At 37.8% G+C, this 18,479-nt stretch carries 18 protein-coding genes; 4 read left to right on the top strand and 14 right to left on the bottom strand.

The window, feature by feature from the left end; translation table 11 throughout:
- Positions 1-69: 69 nt before the first annotated feature.
- From DHW03_RS13455 to DHW03_RS13470, 4 genes are all read right to left on the bottom strand, one after another.
- A complete protein-coding gene (locus tag DHW03_RS13455) occupies positions 70-960 on the bottom strand; it encodes a PorP/SprF family type IX secretion system membrane protein (protein ID WP_240618535.1) in 891 nt (296 codons plus the stop codon).
- 6 nt (positions 961-966) lie between these two features.
- On the bottom strand, positions 967-1,476 hold the full coding sequence (locus tag DHW03_RS13460; RefSeq protein WP_165825420.1) for a gliding motility-associated C-terminal domain-containing protein: 510 nt from the start codon (positions 1,474-1,476) through the stop codon (positions 967-969).
- Positions 1,477-1,483: 7 nt separating this feature from the next.
- Entirely contained in the window at positions 1,484-3,859 is a 2,376-nt protein-coding gene (locus DHW03_RS13465; RefSeq protein ID WP_109926354.1) for a hypothetical protein, read from the bottom strand.
- Between the two features lie 280 nt (positions 3,860-4,139).
- Positions 4,140-5,483, bottom strand: a complete 1,344-nt coding sequence (locus tag DHW03_RS13470) for a deoxyguanosinetriphosphate triphosphohydrolase (RefSeq protein WP_109926355.1) — start codon at positions 5,481-5,483, stop codon at positions 4,140-4,142.
- A 1,064-nt stretch (positions 5,484-6,547) separates the two neighbouring features.
- Here DHW03_RS13470 and DHW03_RS13475 point away from each other — a divergent pair.
- Both DHW03_RS13475 and DHW03_RS13480 read left to right on the top strand, forming a co-directional pair.
- Positions 6,548-6,931: a hypothetical protein gene (locus tag DHW03_RS13475; RefSeq protein WP_133248525.1), complete on the top strand. Its 384-nt coding sequence runs from the start codon at positions 6,548-6,550 to the stop codon at positions 6,929-6,931.
- A gap of 21 nt (positions 6,932-6,952) precedes the next feature.
- On the top strand, positions 6,953-7,147 hold the full coding sequence (locus DHW03_RS13480) for a hypothetical protein (RefSeq protein WP_109926357.1): 195 nt from the start codon (positions 6,953-6,955) through the stop codon (positions 7,145-7,147).
- Between the two features lie 273 nt (positions 7,148-7,420).
- Here the strand turns inward: DHW03_RS13480 and DHW03_RS13485 are convergent, their stop codons facing one another.
- Positions 7,421-7,705, bottom strand: a complete 285-nt coding sequence (locus DHW03_RS13485; RefSeq protein ID WP_109926358.1) for a hypothetical protein — start codon at positions 7,703-7,705, stop codon at positions 7,421-7,423.
- A 393-nt stretch (positions 7,706-8,098) separates the two neighbouring features.
- Between DHW03_RS13485 and DHW03_RS13490 the strand changes: the two genes are divergently transcribed.
- Positions 8,099-8,761, top strand: a complete 663-nt coding sequence (locus DHW03_RS13490; protein WP_109926359.1) for a response regulator — start codon at positions 8,099-8,101, stop codon at positions 8,759-8,761.
- Between the two features lies 1 nt (position 8,762).
- Here DHW03_RS13490 and DHW03_RS13495 read toward each other — a convergent pair whose 3' ends face one another.
- From DHW03_RS13495 to DHW03_RS13525, 7 genes are all read right to left on the bottom strand, one after another.
- Positions 8,763-9,014, bottom strand: coding sequence for a hypothetical protein (locus DHW03_RS13495; RefSeq protein WP_109926360.1), 252 nt, complete (start codon positions 9,012-9,014; stop codon positions 8,763-8,765).
- Between the two features lie 125 nt (positions 9,015-9,139).
- Positions 9,140-9,445, bottom strand: a complete 306-nt coding sequence (gene rpsJ / locus DHW03_RS13500) for a 30S ribosomal protein S10 (RefSeq protein WP_008244591.1) — start codon at positions 9,443-9,445, stop codon at positions 9,140-9,142.
- A 139-nt stretch (positions 9,446-9,584) separates the two neighbouring features.
- Positions 9,585-11,699, bottom strand: a complete 2,115-nt coding sequence (fusA, locus tag DHW03_RS13505) for an elongation factor G (protein WP_109926361.1) — start codon at positions 11,697-11,699, stop codon at positions 9,585-9,587.
- A gap of 95 nt (positions 11,700-11,794) precedes the next feature.
- The gene (gene rpsG / locus DHW03_RS13510) at positions 11,795-12,262 is read right to left on the bottom strand and encodes a 30S ribosomal protein S7 (RefSeq protein ID WP_109926362.1); all 468 of its coding nucleotides are present in this window, start codon (positions 12,260-12,262) and stop codon (positions 11,795-11,797) included.
- 17 nt (positions 12,263-12,279) lie between these two features.
- Positions 12,280-12,693 (bottom strand): 30S ribosomal protein S12, encoded by a 414-nt coding sequence (rpsL, locus tag DHW03_RS13515; RefSeq protein WP_109926363.1) that lies wholly within the window; start codon positions 12,691-12,693, stop codon positions 12,280-12,282.
- A 400-nt stretch (positions 12,694-13,093) separates the two neighbouring features.
- Positions 13,094-13,453, bottom strand: coding sequence for a helix-turn-helix domain-containing protein (locus tag DHW03_RS13520; RefSeq protein ID WP_109926364.1), 360 nt, complete (start codon positions 13,451-13,453; stop codon positions 13,094-13,096).
- Complete coding sequence (locus DHW03_RS13525) at positions 13,437-13,748, bottom strand: type II toxin-antitoxin system HigB family toxin (RefSeq protein WP_109926365.1); 312 nt, start codon at positions 13,746-13,748, stop codon at positions 13,437-13,439. The genes DHW03_RS13520 and DHW03_RS13525 overlap by 17 nt, the downstream gene beginning before the upstream one ends.
- A 163-nt stretch (positions 13,749-13,911) precedes the next feature.
- On the opposite strand from DHW03_RS13525, the gene DHW03_RS13530 reads away from it, so the two are divergent.
- The gene (locus tag DHW03_RS13530; protein ID WP_109926366.1) at positions 13,912-14,814 is read left to right on the top strand and encodes a prohibitin family protein; all 903 of its coding nucleotides are present in this window, start codon (positions 13,912-13,914) and stop codon (positions 14,812-14,814) included.
- On the opposite strand, the gene DHW03_RS13535 is transcribed toward DHW03_RS13530, so the two are convergent.
- Positions 14,815-15,273, bottom strand: a complete 459-nt coding sequence (locus DHW03_RS13535; RefSeq protein ID WP_109926367.1) for a hypothetical protein — start codon at positions 15,271-15,273, stop codon at positions 14,815-14,817.
- Between the two features lie 204 nt (positions 15,274-15,477).
- Positions 15,478-18,294 carry a TonB-dependent receptor gene (locus DHW03_RS13540; RefSeq protein WP_109926368.1) on the bottom strand — a complete coding sequence of 939 codons (2,817 nt, stop codon included), beginning with the start codon at positions 18,292-18,294 and terminating at the stop codon, positions 15,478-15,480.
- Positions 18,295-18,479 lie beyond the last annotated feature (185 nt).

The raw sequence follows: 18,479 nt of genomic DNA on the forward strand, positions 1-18,479 counted from the left end.
TTAGAAGCGATTTTCCAAAAAAGAGCCCTTTCAACTTAAACTGAAAGGGCTTTTATTTTTACCAATTATTTATCTTTTAAAATTGAATCTTAACCCAAGCTCGAATTCGCCGTTGCTGTAGCTTTGCATTTTAGATGTGTTTGTGGTGTATTGGAATAAGATACCCAGTTTGTTATTGTAATTAGCACCTGCGCCAATTGTAAAGCTGTTGGTACTATGATAGATTCCGCTTAGCGTAAATTTATCTTGCAAAAACTGAAAATTCGAACCGACATCTAAAATTCCATCATAATTTTCTACCCCACGATAAATTACTTTAGGTTCTATACTATTAAGCACCTGATCGGTTTTGATTTTATAGCTTGCGGCTACAAAATAAATAGATCGATCCACAATGTTGCGAACTGCATCACGCTTAAAGAACCTTTTAAGATTTGGCAATGATGCCTGTAGGGTTAATTTTTCGCTTCGATAAGCGATTCCGAAATCGCCATCAAAGTATAACCTCCTATCGTTAAAGCTGTTGATAACATCGTCGCTTAAATCGGCTTGCGCCTTGCCAAAATCGATCCATTCGTTCATGATTCCTGCTGATAAACCAAAATCTAACGAACTGGAATCATTGTTTAATTTTAAATGATAAGCATAGGTAAGGGTTGCTCGGGTTCTGTTTATTACCCCTGCACTTTCGTTATAAAAAAGTAAGCCTAAACCTACCTTTTTGTTTTTCAAGGCAAAATCTGCTGTTAAGTATTGCGTTTTTGGCGCTCCATTAATGTTAACCCATTGTGTTTTGAATGCAGCATTCAAATTTACTACTGTATCTAAGCCAGCTAAGGCAGGGTTTGCCAGAAACTGATTTTGATAGTAAATGCTCCCCATTGGGTTTAGCTGGCTATAAGCTGCTGGTGTAATGAGAAACAACAACAGTCCGATTACGTATATTTTTATCTTTTTCACCTGTTGTTATTTTTTAAATAATATCGATATAAAACCTTTTGCAACGCCTGCGCCTTCTAAATCAATGATGTAATAATAGGTATCTTCTGCAAGTGGTTTCCCGTTATAATAACCATCCCAGTTATTTTGGTAATTGTCGGTTTTAAAAAGCAAGCGTCCCGCCCTGTCGAAAATGCTTACCTTATTGCTGGTGTACTTTTCTAATCCCTTAAGCACAAAAAAATCATTTTTCCCGTCTCCATTTGGCGTTAGTATGTTGTTTACAATCACCAAATCAGTTGGGTTAGATGATATTAGGAATGGCTGAAGAAAACCTTGTGTAAACACCAAATTGTTTGCACTAAAAGTTTGCACCAAAACCATCTCTCCGATACTAAAATCGTAAAGCTGATTGTTTATTTTAGCGTAACTACTTGCGGAGTTTATGGCGCTTGGCAGAGTGGTATTTTGAGCTTTAGCTTCCCCAATTGAAAACAATAAAGGAAAGAAAAGAAACCAGTAGTATCTTTTTTTCATAGCTCGATTAATTAATAGCAATCCAATCTGTACCATCACTTTGGATAACCAAGGTTTGACTTCCGGTCAAGGTGGTTAAAGCAACATCTGTGTTCAACAAAACCGACTGACTTAAGGTAATATTTCCAGAAGATAGCGGTTTAATTAGCACATAAATCCTACCCTTGCAACTTGTGGCTAAAGGCAAGGTAATGTTAGTTGCTACGCCCGCATTTACCACGCGTACGGTATGGTGGCTGGCATCTAAGGTTAAAGTTGCAGTGCTGGTATATTTTAATATGCTGGTAGAAACTGACCCATTTACGTTTAAAGTGCTGTTGCTATTTGGTGCAGTTGCCGTTGTAGTTGATGCAATAGAACTGTTAACGGTTAACGTCCCTCCGTCTGTTGCAAGTGTTCCTGCAATTAGTGGAAAATTAGTGTTCGTATTGGCTACAACCAAGGTATTGGCAGCCGATGTTAACTGGCTACCGGCTTTACTGCCGATAAAAATATTTCCACTACCATTGTTATTTGTCCCCGCCATATCGCCAATTGCAGTATTATTTGATCCTGAGGTATTTTTACTTTCAGCTAGATTACCAATAGCGATGTTGTTTGAGCCTGTAGAATTTGTTTCTAAAGATTGCGAACCCAAAGCCACATTGTTATCTCCTGTATTCAATGCAAGCGCTCTAAAACCTGTTGCAGTGTTACTTGCTCCAGTGCTTAGGGTGGCAAGTGCCTCAGAACCGAAAGCCGTATTACTATAACCACTTACTGATTTTGCCAAAGCAAAAGCACCAAAACTACTATTACCGTAGCCTGTTAAACTTAGCTTTAATGCCTCTTTACCAAAAGCGCTATTGTTATATCCGGTAATGTTGCTACTTAGAGATTGATAACCAAAAGAAGTACTCGTTTCTACTGAGGCACCTATTCGTCCTGCTTTTTGATTGTTAATGAGGAAATTGATTGCAATGTCATCTGTATTACCTAAAAAGTTATTGTTAAGATCTGTATTTCCAGAATTCCCTCTTAAACCCCATGAATTTGCATTCGCAAATAAATTTCGGCTAATTAATTCGGGTACACCCGTGGTTGCATTTGTGATGTAAACTTTATTGGCATCTGTTAAACCAGCAGTAGTAAGTTTGCCTACCGTAACAGAAGCATCTGCTAATTTTGGTGTAGTTACTGAAGCATCTGCTAATTGCAAGCTTCCAACCGCTAAATCTGCAATGTTTGCAGTTTTAACTTCTTTAGCGCCAATTTTAATTGAAGTTACCGCAGCATCAGCAAGTTTAACTGTAGTTACCGCACCCGTATTGATATCAACTACAACATCCTTTAATAGTGAGGTTGCACCATTAGCACTGATACTTAAATCTGTAGAGGTTAATGCCTTTCCACCAGGTAAAGTAGAAACATCCAGCGTAATTGGTTTCCAAACGCTACCATCAAATAATAAAACTTGATTAGCCGTTGGCGAACCAGCGGATACGGTTTTACCCTGCAAATTGGCAATTGTTGGATTAGGATAATTACCTGTTAAATCGCCTCCGGCGACACCTGTGGATGGACCAACAGGCCCCTGAATACCCGTATCGCCTTTGTCGCCTTTATCTCCTTTGGCCCCAGTTGCACCTGTCAAACCAATTGGACCCTGTGCACCAGTTAATCCTATAGGACCTTGTGGGCCTGTTGCTCCAACTGCCCCTGCCGAACCTGTTAAGCCGATTGGGCCTTGCGGGCCAACAGCACCTGCAACACCCTGTGGGCCAGTTGCGCCTGTTAAACCAATCGGACCCTGAGCGCCAGCAGGCCCCGCAACTCCTTGAGGACCAGTTGCTCCAACTGCACCCGTTAAACCGATTGGGCCTTGCGGACCAACTGCACCTGCAACACCTGCCGGACCAACTGGCCCTGCCACGCCTTGTGGCCCCGCCGGACCAACTGCACCTGTTGCACCAGTTAAGCCAATCGGGCCTTGTGGGCCATTAGCTGAATATAATGCATAAGGAACACTTAATAATTGTGCTGTTCCAGCAACAGTAAAATTTGATCCATTGTCTGGATCTACTTCTACCTTAACAAATTTGAGTCCTGTTCCCCAGGTTACATTTGAAATTGTACCGATGGTTGATGTTGCGCCCGTACCACCGATAATTAAACTGTATAAACCGTAAGCATTTGTGGTAACACTTCTAACTTCAGTGTATTGTGCACTTCCTGTTGCAGAAGCATCGAGGATACTTATTCTCAGCGAAATACTTTTATTTGCTAGAGGCGTTCCATTTGTGTTTCGAGCGGCACCTTGATAGTTAAATTGTTGAGGCGTTTGTGCGTGTACGGCGAATGCGAAACCAAGCCATAGCATGGCAACGAGAAACGTTTTTTTCATAAAAGGGATATGATCTGTTTAGTTTAAAAGAAATGCCGGATGATTGGCTCTCCTTAACTCTCAAATCTAATAATTAGTATATCCCAGCATACAAACTTTACACAAAAGCGGTTCATGAACCATCAAAAGCAACGTAAATAGCTATAAATCAGCAATAAATAACCACATAGAAACTATTTTTTTACACATAAAGCCTAAAAAACACCATAATTGTAAGATAGAAACCACTAAAATTACCCCTAACTGTCCTACTTTAAGGTTCAAAAATTGCTATTAAAGCCTAAGTTTCTGAAGGAAAAGAAATTCCCTTTATATTTCTATATAGATCTACGGCATATAAATCCGTCATTCCAGAAACAAAATCCAATACACTTTGAGTTCTTGAATAAATGTCTGTCCTATCGGTATGATACTGTTTAGGGATAAGCTTTACCAATTTTTTATAGTAATGGGTATTGTTATGAATTAGGGCCGGAACAAATTCTTCTAATAAACCCGCCATAATTTTATAACCTGCAACTTCTTTTTGAATTACCGACGAGAAATTATAAATGCGTTCTACCGAGACTTTCTCTACCGCTTTCCATGCGGTAAAATAAGGTTCAGGAATCAAATCTGTTAAACTTTTATTCAAGCTGCCCATGAGGAGGCTTTCTTGCTCGCGGTAAAAAATATCCGCACAGGTCTTGGTCAAGGTATTAATTGCCTTTGCGCGCAACAAACCAATTTTTGCATCATCATCTTCATAGTCATTCTTTAAACGTTCTTCAATCGTTTTGGAATTGGCAAATGGTAGCAAATAATTTTTTACTTCCTCATAGGATAGAATTTTCAAACGATGCGCATCTTCCAAATCAATAATGCTGTAACAAATGTCGTCTGCGGCCTCAACCAAGTACACTAAGGGATGACGTTTATATATCAGATATTCGTTTTCTTCTTTTTCCAAATGAAGTTCATTGGCAATCTTCTGAAAAGTTTCTTCTTCTGATTGGAAAAAGCCGTACTTTTTGCGGTGTAATAGGCCTTTCTGCCTACCAGCGATTGATGCACAAGGATATTTAGCAATGGAGGCTAGGGTAGAATACGTAAGAGCGTAAGCATCATTACCCTTGCCTTTTAATGGATGGGTAAGAATTCGAATGGCGTTTGCGTTTCCTTCAAAATTAATCAAATCGTGCCATTGAGAGGCTGTCATTTCCTTTTCATAAACCCGCCCATCACCATCTGTAAAATATCTGGATATGGCTGCCTCACCTGAATGACCAAAGGCAGGATTTCCAAGATCGTGCGCCAAAGCCGCTGCAGCCACGATATTTCCAACTTCATTAATCAGCGGAACATCTTTCAAAAGCGGGGACTTATTTTCTTCCAAAGTATTCAGGAAAATATTTGCCATCGATCGGGCTACACTGGCTACCTCCAAGCTATGGGTTAGGCGATTATGAACAAATACACTTCCAGGCAATGGAAAAACCTGCGTTTTATTTTGCAATCTTCTAAAAGGTGATGAAAAAATTAATCGATCATAATCTCTTTGAAAATCTGATCGGGCTTTGTCTCTATCCCCTGTCCAGCTTTCTTGTCCAAACCTTTTATTAGAAAGTAAATGTTTCCACTCCATGTGTCTTTAATGCTTAAATATGGGGCAAGTTAAGCAAAACGGAAAAATGCGAAGTAATATTATTTTTAATTTGATTAATCTGTTCCATTTTTAGAGGTTTTTAGTTCTATTGAGGACTGTTGTTTATCCTTCATCTTGAGTTTTGCGAAGAGCTGTTTAGTATCTCGACAACAAGTTACTGATTCCATTCCATGTGAAAATTGATAAAAATTTGGAGAGCAGTTGCAGTGCCAGTCGGTTTCGGTAGTCCTGCTTTGCTTTTCGCCATGAAAAATGGCTTCAATTCAATCAGGTCTATGTTACTGAGGTTTGTGGTGCTTAGGCTAGAACCACAATTAAAGAATTGCTAATATTTAGTTTAGCCACCAAACATGGGATAGGATTTATCGCACAAACCCTTGTCACTAAACCGTATTGAAGCGGTATCCCCAGATTTTTTCTATCGGGGATTTAGCGGAAAGACAGACGGCAGGCCGCCAAGAAATCAATCCGTTCCTTTCCAAATTCAATCATTCTTAACTTAGCTATAGGCGCAAAATATTTAAAAAGTTTGCAGGCAGCGGTTAGCCAGCCACCAAACTGCGATACGATTGTTGCACAAACCCTTGTCACTAAACCGTATTGAAGCGGTATCCCCCGATTTTTTCAATCGGGGATTTAGCGGAAAGACGGACCGCAGGCCGCCAAGAAATCAATCCGTTCCTTTCCAAATACAATCATTCTTACCTTAGTCATCGGCGCAAAAAATATGTACACAGTATGCAGGCAGCGGTTAGCCAGCCACCAAACTGCGATACGATTGTTGCACAAACCCTTGTCACTAAACCGTATTGAAGCGGTATCCCCCGATTTTTTCAATCGGGGATTTAGCGGAAAGACGGACCGCAGGCCGCCAAGAAATCAATCAGATCCTTTCCAAATACAATCATTCTTACCTTAATCATTGGCGCCAAAAATAGGTACACAGTATGCAGGCGAAGGTTGGCCAGCCACCAAACTGCGATAGCCTTATTAAATTAAATGAAACCATTTCCGCTATAAACTGTTTTTTACGAAAAGAGATTATGAAAACCAGCATCTATAACAAGGAAGAACATATTGAGGGTTACGTAGGTTCAGAGGAAAATAGAGAAGCAAAATCGGACGTCCAAAAACAGTATGAGGCTGGCAATGATGGCAACGAGGTAACTAGTTTTGGTAAAGAAACTAATGCCCAAGCCAATACAGATCATATAAAAGGCTCTATTACCGCGAGAGATGGCTATGATAACACAGGCACGCAAGGTAAAGACTCTTTAAGCGATGATGCATACAATAGTCCAGATAAACACCCTACCGTAGAAAGTGCAGAAAGCCATACGGGCAGTTCATCGGAAGATTTTGATCAAAAGCCACAATCAAACATTAATGAAAAAGATGAAGATGAAGCTTTGAACACAGGAATTTAAAACAATTAAATTATAAATATTATGAGCTTATTAAAATATGCAATACTAGGCGCTGCAGCCGTTTATGGTTTCAAGTACGCGACCAAAAAAAGAGAAATTGATGGAAAATCGTTGATTGATGATTTTAAAGAAAATGCGCCGGACCTTATAAAGAAAGCAAAAGAGTACGGAAATAGCGTAAAAAAAGATTATACGCAGACGAGCGATTTATACTGAATATAATGGCTCGGTGATGGATGTTGAATAGATGACATATGTCAATAATTTTGTTTCAACATCCATTGTAGAATCGGGTTGAGATGTTGAATTTTGTTTTATTATTAGGACTCGCAACACGATTAACCAAAATTTCTTTGACTAAACAATTGAAGAGCTGATTATCAGTTTCTTGATTAAATTTTAAAGTTGTGGAGTTCTAAATTAATTTCCATCTACCGGAAAAGTCATGCTATTAAAGAGGGATCATGCAAAAAATGATCCCTCTTTTGTTTATAAGCTCTTGCCACCAATACCTTTTTCCTCGTCGCTATTTCTACCACCGAGGTCAGAATCATTCGTTAAATTTACATTTTTCAAATCGGATATAATGTTTGTTGCATCAGCTTCCTCAATATTTTTTAAGTGATCTTCGCTAGGTGCATCCTTCCGTTTAATTGATGAAGGGTTTACGGCGTGACCATAAGTTGGTTCTCCATTATCCCACTCAATATTTTGATCCTGATTCTTATCCCTTCCGGAATCAATTGAATTCGTATTTTCTTCTCCAGTATTCATAATCTTTTTACATAGGCTTTTATTAATAACATATAATGGTCATAAAAAGTTTAGCATTAAGTTAGGGCACGAAACACATATAGTGTTTCCATGCAGCCTGTTCAGCACTAATAATAGAAAAGCGACGATAAATTAGTATAGAATTACGCTCTTGGCTTGCGCGAACCAGATAATAAATAGAGTTATCCATCTAATTATACTTAAATTGAATCTTCTTCACCAGTTGGTCTTACAAATAACCCTAACAATAGATAAGATCCTTTCCCAAAGATTGACTTTCATAATCGCCCTTAATCAGTATAAATACGCAGATTTTGCGTAGTTACTCAAATCTTAAGCGTAGTTATTATTTCGATATTTGGCAATAACACAAGTTTAGCACTTCGGTAAAAATTGAAAATTCCAGTCAAAGTATTACTCGCTGATGATCATACAATTATGAGAAACGGCCTCATAGCCTTATTGGATAATGAGCCAGCAATACAAATTATTGCTGAGGCTGCCAGCGGAACTGATGTATTGAATCATTTAAAGGGTGATTTGGAGTTAGACATCATCATCACGGAAATTAATCTATCTGATATCAGCGGGATAGAGTTAACTTCAATCATTAAAGCCAGATACCCCAGAATTAAAGTCATCATCTTAACCAGTCTCGATCACGAAAATTACGTTTCACAGTCTTTAGATGCTGGCGCGAGTGGCTTTTTATTGAAAAGTGTAAATATAGATGAAGTTATATTTGCGATAAAGAATGTTGCACAAGGCTATAAATATATTTGTACAACGATTACGCTTAAACTCTTAGCCCAGTTGCGCGGTCGCTTTGCGATAGGCTCATCAAGCGTGTTAAAATCAGACATTGATCTTTCTAAAAGAGAATTGGAAATTTTAGGCCTTATTGCGGAGGGTTATACGAATAGTGAAATTGCGGAGAAATTATTCACAAGCAAGAGAACAATTGAAGGTAACCGACAAAACTTGTTAGACAAAACGGGGAAAAAAAATACGGCTGCCCTAATTAATTTCGTAATCAGAAACGGAATTATAGATTGATCTATTGATGATCTATCCCCGAAGATTGTCCAACCCCTTTGGTAACATCGGCGTCCGTTTTATCTGAGCCATTTTCATCGCGGTGCTTCGGGGGATGTTCCATTCTACTTTCTTCCAAATCAGAAAAATCGCCACCCTTTTGGTTTCCAACCTCACCATGTGATGAAGGCTTTTCATTCTGGACTTCCTTTGGATCGGCAAAATCCTGCCCCTCAACTACTTCTTCTGAATTCGGTATGTTTTGCTTTTTCATAAATCAAATGGATATCAATAATAACAACGATTAGGAGTCAGGATTTGTTTCTGCTTTTGGCATTAAAAATTAGCAAAAAAAAAGTCTCGATTTGCATCGAGACTTTCAGTTCTTTTTAAAATCAGTTAAACTTTGATTTCAACTTCAACACCACTAGGTAATTCAAGTTTCATTAAAGCGTCAACTGTTTTCGAGTTAGAGCTATAAATATCTAATAAGCGTTTATAAGCGCATAATTGAAATTGCTCTCTTGCTTTTTTGTTTACGTGTGGAGAACGTAAAACAGTAAAGATTTTTTTCTCTGTAGGAAGTGGAATTGGTCCACTTACAACTGCACCCGTAGGTTTAACAGTTTTTACGATTTTCTCAGCAGATTTATCTACCAAGTTGTAATCGTAAGATTTTAATTTAATTCTGATTCTTTGGCTCATTTTTTTATTTAATTATGATCCTTGTTAGAGCTATTAATAACAAAGACCGGATTTATTTTTAAGATGTGAGTATTGAGACTTGAGACTTTAGTATTGAGATTTTTTCTCTCCTCTAATATCTCAAATCTCACCTCTATTATTAGTCTTCTGATTTAACTCTGCCTTTTGATTTAGCAATTACTTCATCCTGTACGTTTTTAGGCGCAGCTTCATAGTGGTCAAATTCCATTGTAGAAGTTGCACGGCCTGAAGTGATTGTACGTAATTGAGTTACATAACCAAACATTTCAGAAAGTGGCACAGTTGCTTTAATTACTTGAGATCCATTACGAGTATCCATACCTAATAATTGACCACGACGACGGTTCATATCACCGATAACATCACCCATGTTTTCTTCAGGGGTTAAGATTTCGATTTTCATGATTGGCTCCATCAAAGTTGGTTTACATTTAGGCAATGCTTCACGATAAGCCATCTTAGCTGCAAGCTCGAAAGATAAAGCATCTGAATCGACTGCGTGGAACGAACCATCAATCAAACGAACTTTCATATCAGGAAGCGGATAACCAGCTAATACACCATTAGCCATAGCAGCTTCGAAACCTTTTTGAACAGATGGGATAAATTCTTTCGGAATCGAACCACCTACAATTTCGTTTACGAATTGCAAACCGCCTTTTTCGAAATCAGCATCAATTGGAGAAATAACAATTTTGATGTCGGCAAATTTACCACGACCACCAGATTGTTTTTTATAAACTTCACGATGTTCAGCAGTACCAAAAATTGCTTCTTTGTAAGCTACTTGTGGCGCCCCTTGGTTAACTTCTACTTTAAATTCGCGTTTTAAACGGTCAATTAAAATATCTAAGTGTAACTCACCCATACCAGAGATTACAGTTTGACCAGTTTCTTGATCGGTTTGTACTCTAAATGTAGGATCTTCTTCAGCCAATTTACCTAAAGCCATACCCAATTTATCAACGTCAGCTTGAGTTTTAGGCTCAATAGCTAAACCGATAACTGGCTCAGGGAAATTCATTGATTCAAGAATGATTGGGTTCTTCTCATCGCAAAGTGTATCACCTGTTTTAATATCTTTAAAGCCTACTACCGCAGCAATATCACCAGCAGCCACATTAGGTACAGGATTTTGCTTGTTAGCATGCATTTGGAAGATACGAGAAATACGCTCTTTATTGTTTGAACGTGTATTGTAAACATAAGAACCTGCTTCCAAGTTACCTGAATACACACGGATGAAACATAAACGACCTACGAATGGGTCAGTTGCAATTTTAAAAGCTAACGCTGCAAATGGCTCATTAATACTTGGTTTTAATAAAACTTCTTGATCTGTATCTGGGTTGGTACCAATAACACCTTCACTATCTAAAGGTGAAGGCAATAATTCCATCACATAATCAAGCATGGTTTGTACACCTTTGTTTTTGAAAGATGAACCACAAACCATAGGTACAATTTTAGCATCTAAAACAGCAGCACGTAAAGCATCTAAAATTTCACGCTCAGTAATTGAATTTGGATCTTCAAAGAATTTCTCCATTAAAGACTCATCATAATCAGCAACTGATTCTAATAATTTTTCTCTCCACTCAGCAACTTCATCAAGCATATCTTCTGGGATAGGCACTTCAGTAAAGGTCATACCTTTATCATGCTCATTCCAAACAATACCACGGTTGTTGATCAAATCAACCACACCTTTAAATCCGTCTTCAGCACCGATAGGCAATTGCAATGGAACTGCATTGCTACCCAACATGTCTTTAACTTGTTTAACAACTTTTAAAAAGTCAGCTCCTGAACGGTCCATTTTGTTAACGAAACCAATACGAGCAACATTGTAGTTGTTAGCTAAACGCCAGTTTGTTTCTGATTGAGGCTCAACACCATCAACTGCAGAGAACAAGAACACTAAACCATCCAATACACGTAACGAGCGGTTTACCTCAACGGTAAAATCCACGTGTCCTGGTGTATCGATAATGTTCATGTGGTAAGCCTGACCTCTGTATTTCCACTCAACAGTTGTTGCAGCAGAAGTGATCGTGATACCACGCTCTTGCTCTTGTGCCATCCAGTCCATTGTTGCAGCACCTTCGTGCACTTCACCAATTTTATGACTAACACCAGCATAATAAAGAATACGCTCTGTTGTTGTAGTTTTACCTGCATCAATGTGAGCTGCGATTCCGATATTTCTTGTAAATTTTAAATCTCTTGCCATTGTTTATAATTAGCGAATGATTGAATTAAAGAATGATTGAATGGCTTAATTCGCATTCATTCACTCAAAATTCAATCATTCAATCATTTTAATATTTAGAACCTGAAGTGTGAGAACGCTTTGTTAGCCTCAGCCATTTTGTGCGTATCTTCTTTCTTCTTAACAGCAGCACCTTCGCCTTTAGCCGCAGCTACAATCTCTCCAGCTAATTTTTCTTTCATCGTTTTTTCACCACGACGACGAGCGTATAAAATTAACCATTTCATACCTAAAGCCGTTTTGCGCTCTGGTCTAACCTCAGTTGGAACCTGAAAGTTAGCACCACCAACACGGCGAGATTTAACCTCTACAGCTGGCATAATGTTCGTTAATGCACGTTTAAATATCTCTAAACCGTTTTCTCCTGCTTTTTTCTCAGCAATTTCAACAGCATCGTAAAAAATATCATAAGCGATAGATTTCTTTCCATCGTACATCATATTGTTTACAAAACGAGTTACCTGAATATCATTAAATTTTGGATCAGGAAGAATAATTCTCTTTTTTGGTTTTGACTTTCTCATTTCTTATTTCCTCCCGATTATTTCTTTTTACCTTTTGTTGGTGCAGCAGCCGCCTGTCCTGGTTTAGGACGTTTAGTGCCATATTTCGAACGACGTTGGTTACGACCAGCAACACCTGATGTATCTAATGCACCACGGATGATGTGATAACGTACACCTGGTAAATCTTTAACACGACCACCACGAATCAATACGATTGAGTGTTCCTGTAAGTTGTGACCTTCTCCAGGAATGTATGCATTAACCTCTTTACCGTTCGTTAAACGAACACGGGCTACTTTACGCATTGCTGAGTTTGGTTTTTTAGGGGTAGTGGTGTACACACGTGTACATACACCTCTTCGCTGTGGACAGCTGTCCAACGCTGGAGACTTACTCTTGAACTCCAGTGCTACTCTACCTTTTCTAACTAATTGTTGAATGGTTGGCATTGTGCTTTTTTAATTTTTTATTTAATTATTTACCGCTCCCCCGGCTTCCTTACAGATAGCCCATAAAACGGACTGCAAAAGTAGAACAATTCTTTTTAAAAATCAAGGGGTTAGCGCAAAAAGTTTGGAGGCCAGAGTTTTTGGTTTTGTCTTTAACAATAAGAGGTTATAAATCTGCGTCGAAGAATAAACATCGATCTTACTAAACGTGTTTCAGCATCTTAATCGACGTGCTATTTTCTTTGGAAAGCAATTACAGTAGTTCTTTTGTAAGGTTCGGCCCCGCTATTGCTCCAAGCGCCGAAGAAAAAACGGCGGCTTTACGCTTATATTGGGCTTAGTTTTGAAAGAGAATTATTTTGGAAGGAGATTCTCAACAATTATTAATGACTTACTTAGCTTAATAAGCCCCAATCAAACTCTCTGCGGGTATATGAAGAACTGCATGCAATTTCCTGATCATGCTTAAACTTAATTTGCGCTTTCCACTTAAGATTTCAGATTGGCGACTACGAGCCCCTAAAATTTTTGACAATTCACTTGGAGCCTTATTTAATTGCTCCAATCTAAATTTTATAGCTTCAATTGGAGATGGAGGTAAAATTGGATAGTGACTTTCTTCGTAATGCTCAATTAAAAGTGTAAGCAACTCTAATTCATCAGCTTGTTTAGAGCCTAAAACAATGTCATTTTGCATTAGTAAATAAGCTTTTTCTAAAGCCGATTCATAATCATCTTCTGTTTTAATTATTTTTAACATATTTTAGTTCCTTTACATTAATCTTATCATAATTTGCATGGGTACCTATCCAAATTATAAAAACAATCTTTAGCTTAAATTCAATATCAGCTATTAATCGGTAGTCATTACCCTTTATATTAAAAACGAATCGTTTGCCATGTATAACGTCTGCTGTAGAATACGCCTTAAAGACATCCGACGGCATACTCCAATCTTGCTCAACAACCTCATGATACCAAGATTCTAAACTAGCTTTAGCAGTACTATATTCTTTATAAAATGTAACTATAGTTTTTTTAGCAATAATTCGCATACAAATGTTTAAGCAAAAGTATTACCAAAATGGTAACAAACCAAATTTATTTTAAAAAATGACTATCCAAAAATCTAATTTTCAATCTAAGTTAAAAACCCCCAATCATTTTTTTCCAACATCACATTAAATAGCATATCTTTAATCAGTTAAATTTAATTATATGTTCTTAAGCATTTTAGGTGTTATTATTCTAATTGTAGGTTTTCTGTTATCTACACCAAACCATCCGGCTAGCCGCTATGGAAATCTGATAAAAATTGTTGGTATTGTAATCGTACTTATTGGCTTGTCGCTATCTATGTTTAAGGTAATTGACGCGGGCGAGGTAGGCGTTAAAACAGTATTTGGGAAAGTAGATAATCAAGTTTTATACAGCGGTTTAAATGTAATTAATCCCATCGCTGAGGTTACACCATTTGATGTTAAAACCCAAAACTACACCATGTCTGGCGTTCATGATGAGGGAAATAAGCAAGGCGATGATGCGCTTCGAGTTTTATCGGCCGATGGACTGGAAGTTGTAATCGATCTTTCTGTCTTATTCAGAGTGAAGGCAAGTTCGGCACCAAATATTTTAAAGGAAATTGGCACAGACTATCTAGAAAAAATTGTCCGTCCGGTTTCCAGAACTGCGATAAGAGACAATGCGGTTTCGTATGATGCTGTTGCCTTGTATTCAAGCAAACGCGATGAGTTTCAGGCCAAAATATTTGCTACAATAAATAAGAGCTTTACAAAAAGAGGCTTGGAGCTCGAGCAATTATTGGTGAGAAACATCACTTTACCTGCATCAGTTAAAGCCAGCATCGAATCTAAAATCAATGCCGAACAAGATGCTCAGAAAATGACTTTTGTACTGCAGAAAGAGCGTCAGGAAGCTGAGCGTAAACGCGTAGAAGCTCAGGGTATAGCGGATTATCAAAAAATTCTATCCACAGGCTTGAGCGATAAACAATTACAATATGAATCCATCTTGGCTCAGAAAGAAATTGCTAAATCTCCAAATACCAAAGTAATTATTATGGGCAACGGTAAAAGTGCACCGATTATTTTAGGAAATTAATTAATTGCAATCCTTGAAGCTGTCTTTAAGGGCTTTCAGTTTACTTACAACAGCTTCAAGTTCTTTGGGCGCTTTACCGTATTCGAAGGTAATTTTGTACTGCTTGCCATCTGCATTAACGGCCACATATTCTGCACCACCATCGGCACAATCGGGGCAGCCTATAACTTCTGGCAAAGCCGAAATTCTAGCATCATTAAGTAAGTTCTTTATTGCGTTAACATCATCCTGAGAAATACTTTTACTACAAGTTTTGGTATCAGGGGTCTGCCCATTTTTTGATTTTGAGAACACAACTTTTAAATCGCTGATGGTTAAGTTATTGGAGCAATAGCCGATACACATGCCAAAAGAAGTTCCGTAACCAATACTGTTTAGATTTTTGATTTGTCCTTTCTTACAGGAAGAAAAAGGAAGGGTTAAATAAATGAGGCAAGTGATGATTAGCGCTTTTTTCATAGATTTTGAAGTGTGATTCATCAAAGATAAAATTTAAGATGACAATTTGAAAAAGGCTGAATCATTCATTTTCGCTTGAAATCTTCAGTTAATATTTTGAATAAATCATAATTATGATTTAAAAGCACCAATTCTTGCCCATTAATTTTTTTTTACCAAAGCTATTTTTGATTATTGATACACATCCCCTTTATTTTCAGAATTCTAATTTACTGTATTTCTAGGATTTCCTCTTTCACCTTTAGGACCAACTTTTGATAATTTATAATTTAGAGATAAATAAAAATACCTCGTAATATTATTGTACCGAACATCTTCTATCCTACTGCTATTTACAATCCGATCGATGCTGGTATTTTGTTTTAAAATATCGAAACCTTTAAAGCTGATCGTTATTCTGCGCTGCATTACATATTTGTTAATGCCGGCATTAAGTAAGAAGTAGTTGTTGTTAAAACCATCGGCCCGACCTGCAGACCCAATGTGACTTAAATCGGCCTCAATTCTTAAATCCTTGATAAACTCGTAACTCAAACTCAAATCGTTATTAAGGGTAAAGTATTTGTTGTCGATGGCGGCTTCTGCAGAATTATTAACTTTCGTATAGGCCACATATGCGTAAATACTTGCATTAAACTTATCATCAACATCATAACTCCAATTGATGTTCGGGCCAGCTTCGTATCGGTTCGTGATATTTTTAACATCACTAATAAAGTTTGTTCGATGCTCGGCGAATATATTGAGGCCATAATTCATTCTTAAACCTTTTAATTTAGTGGGCATTCCAAAAAATGTTCCCGCCCTTAAATAATAATTTCCATCTACATTTATTGGTTTTACAGTTTGAATACCATTAATGTAGGTGATATTATTGCCCGTATCATCGAAAGCCAAATTATATAGAAAATACCCGTTCCAATATTGGTTATTGTCAGGACTAAACGTATTGAAGTTTACCGATAACCGATGATTTTTTCGCGCTTCCAAATCGGGGTTTCCCAGCCGCTGATAAAGTGGGTTCGTGTTGTTCTGCACAGGTTGTAAATCTGTAATGGATGGAAGGTTTACACTAGCCCTGTAGTTAATTGCAATGGTTTGGTTGGCATTATTCTTAAAGTTGACGGTTAATCTTGGTAAGAGATTGTAATAAGATTTTTCGATGTTACCAATGCTGCTACCCGTGTTGCTAAAGATATTTGCATTCAAAACGCTTTCTTGTGCATTAACGCCAAAGTTATAGGTCCAATCTTTCCCAGTATAGATAAATCCCAACCCAGCAATTTGCAAACTGTTGTTGTTATCAAAAGTATTGGTTAGAGATGGAACCACTGTTTCATAGCGATCTGTCGTGGCATTATAGTCAAAGGTAGTTTGTTCTGCGTTGATCACACTTTTGGTATATCCATAAGTGATGTTTCCGCTCCATTTGGGATTGAATTGCCTGGCGTAGTTTGCATTAGCAGTGTAGTTTTTGGAGTCGTTTTCTTGATTGGCCTGTTGGTTAATATTGGTTAGAGTTGTGCCTGTACCTGTGTATTGATTTAAAACAGAACGATTTAGCCAATCAGAATTGTAGGTGTTGCTGGTGGCATTCAATCGAATTGAGATGGATCCCTTTTTGTTAACCAACCTTCTTAGCACTGAAAACTCTCCAAACAAGGATGGCGTAAAGTTATGTTGATTGTAATATTGTGTTCCATCATTCGCTTTTCCCGTTCCATCAAAAGCAGCATTAAAAAAACGGTTATTGATATTGGTAGTATTGTTCAAAATTACATTTGGACGTAGCACGACATCCGTTAAAGAATCAGGATGATACTCTGCCTTAAAGTTAAATCGATGGGCTTGGTTATCGCTGTTTCTATTGGTGTAATCCAGCGTACGCAAGATGTCAGTGGAGTTAATATCTTGAATGTTGGATTGTTTATTTCCCAAACCAGAAGAAAAATAGGTGAAATAGCTTGCGCTGATGGCAAGTTTGTTGTTCTTACCCCAAGTGTTACTAAAATTCACCCCACCGCTATGGGTAGTGTATAAGCCAATGGCATTGTTATCAAAAACGCCACTACCCCCTACCGTAACTTTACCATTATTATTACTTATAGAGAAATTACCACCAGCCGGAGGCGCAAAAATATTACCAATATTGCCACCACTAAAGCTGCTTAAATCGTCGTAACCAAAACTTGCATCGTTGGTATTATTGCTCATGCCTAAAACAGCAAATTGCAGGTTCTTATTAAAATGGTTAGCACTTAAATATCCGTTATACTTATCGGTTGTACCACCCAGCGCATTTACATTTCCAAACCAGCCTTTTTTCTTATCTTCTTTTATGGTTAAATTCAATACCTTTTCTCGCTGGCCATCATCAATTCCAGTGGCTTTTGCTTCCTGCGTTTTGCTGTCAATTAGCTGAACTTTTGCAATGGCATCCGCAGGGAGATTTTTAGTGGCCGTTTTGGGATCGGTTCCGAAAAAATCTTTTCCATCAACAGTTAACCGAGTTACCTTTTGTCCTTGCACTAGGATGCTTCCATCCTTATCTACGGTAACACCAGGCAGTTTTTTCAATAAGTCTTCAACGGCGGCGTTTGGTTTTGTTTTATACGCATCGGCATTAAATTCAACGGTATCTTTCTTAACTGTTGCTGTTGCTAAGCGCCCATTTATCGCTACATCTTTAAGTGAAATGGCATCTTCCTCCATTTTAACAATACCCAAGTTATAATCTTTATCGCCTATACTGATGTTTCTTGTGATGGAATTGTAACCGATTACAGAAATTTTGATTCTGTAATCACCCCTATTAATTGCATTAAAAGTAAATTCTCCCCTCTTATTGGTAACAACACCAACTTTTTTGGTTGAATCTGCTTTGCTGAACAGTACAATACCTGCATATTCTAAGGGAAGACTGGTTTTGGATTCTACAACCTGTCCGCTAATGCGAATACTTTGTTGTGCGAAGACTTTCGTAGATAAAAGGCATAGGATAGCTAATAAATAGGGTTTCATAACTAAATTTTAATTTTTGTTTGGTTTGACGATTAGCTTTTTTCCAAATAGCCAACAAACATAAGACACCAGAAAAACTAAAATGTGACAGTTAAGATGAATTTTTGTGAAAACTTTAGCAGAAAATTCAGCAAGATGCTAAACTGAAGGTTTTAAACCATCATTTGTAGGATAAGGCTGATAAT

The sequence above is a fragment of the Pedobacter yonginensis genome (assembly GCF_003173595.1).
Classification (GTDB): domain Bacteria; phylum Bacteroidota; class Bacteroidia; order Sphingobacteriales; family Sphingobacteriaceae; genus Pedobacter; species Pedobacter yonginense.